This is a genomic window from Pseudomonas sp. K5002, from assembly GCF_013386655.1.
Lineage (GTDB): Bacteria > Pseudomonadota > Gammaproteobacteria > Pseudomonadales > Pseudomonadaceae > Aquipseudomonas.
Genome location: NZ_JACARK010001301.1, coordinates 1 through 1,093 on the forward strand (window position 1 = coordinate 1; position 1,093 = coordinate 1,093).

Here is a 1,093-nt window from a genome sequence, read left to right on the forward strand (position 1 = left end):
GGCCCGCGCACATCAGCGGTTCGATCACCCACAGCACCGGCCATGCAGCGGCCATCGTCGCCCACAAGTCACAGTGGCGCGGGCTGGGGATGGACCTGGAGAACCTGCTGCCCCTGGAGCGGGCGGAACGCCTGGCCGGGGAAATTCTCACTCAGGATGAACTGCTGCGCATGGCCGCCGGGCCGCGGGAACAGGTTGCGCAACTGGTGACGCTGACGTTTTCGGCGAAAGAGAGCCTGTTCAAGGCGCTCTACCCGATCGTGCAGAAGCGCTTTTATTTTGAGCATGCCGAGTTGCTGGAGTGGTCGGATACCGGCCATGCGCGGCTGCGGTTGCTGACGGACTTGTCCGCAGAATGGTGCCATGGCAAGGAACTGGAGGCGCAGTTTGCGGTGGATGAGGGGCAGTTGTTGAGCCTGGTGGCCGTCCAGGCCTAGACCTTCTCCTGATCCCGTGGCCAACTCAGGCTGAAACACGCGCCACCCAGATTGTTGCTCTTGCTGATCAACGCCCGGCCGCCGTGCCAATAGATGATCCGCCGCACAATGGATAACCCCAGGCCGTGCCCACCCGACGCGCGGGTCCGGCTGTCATCCAGGCGCAGGAACGGCGTGAAAATCCGCTCCCAGGCACTTTCCGGTACGCCCGGCCCGTCGTCTTCCACGTCGATGCGGCAACGCACCTGGCCCACCTGGTAACTGATCAGCACCTGCCCCTGGGCGTGGCGCATGGCGTTGCTCACCAGGTTTTGCAGGGCACGGTGCAGGTAACGCGGCTCGGCCTCCACCCATGCATCGTCCCAATGTGCCGAGGACAGGCAGATGCCCCGCGCCACGTTGATTTCCGGGCGCAGCGGTGACAGTTCATCAATCACCTGATCCAGCAACGCATTGAGGTCGACCCGCTGGAAATTCAGTGCCGGCGCCCCCTGTTCCAGCCGCGCGTAGGTGAGCATTTCGTCCACCAGGCCATCGAGGTCCTGGATGTCGCTGTCCATGCCCTCCATATACTTGCGCCGCGCTTCAGGCGTGGCCGCGTCGCCGATCATCTCCAGGCCGAACCGCAGGCGCGCCACCGGGGTGCGCAGTTCGTG

The 1,093-nt window shown here is 64.4% G+C and carries 2 protein-coding genes; one reads left to right on the forward strand and one right to left on the reverse strand.

All coding sequences use genetic code 11. The features are described 5' to 3' along the window. On the forward strand, window positions 1-437 hold a 437-nt coding region (locus tag HX846_RS35860; RefSeq protein WP_178967307.1), incomplete at its 5' end, for a 4'-phosphopantetheinyl transferase. On the opposite strand, the gene HX846_RS35865 is transcribed toward HX846_RS35860, so the two are convergent. Next, window positions 434-1,093 (reverse strand): cell wall metabolism sensor histidine kinase WalK (locus tag HX846_RS35865; RefSeq protein ID WP_256740378.1); only part of this gene is annotated, 660 nt, incomplete at its 5' end. The genes HX846_RS35860 and HX846_RS35865 overlap by 4 nt on opposite strands.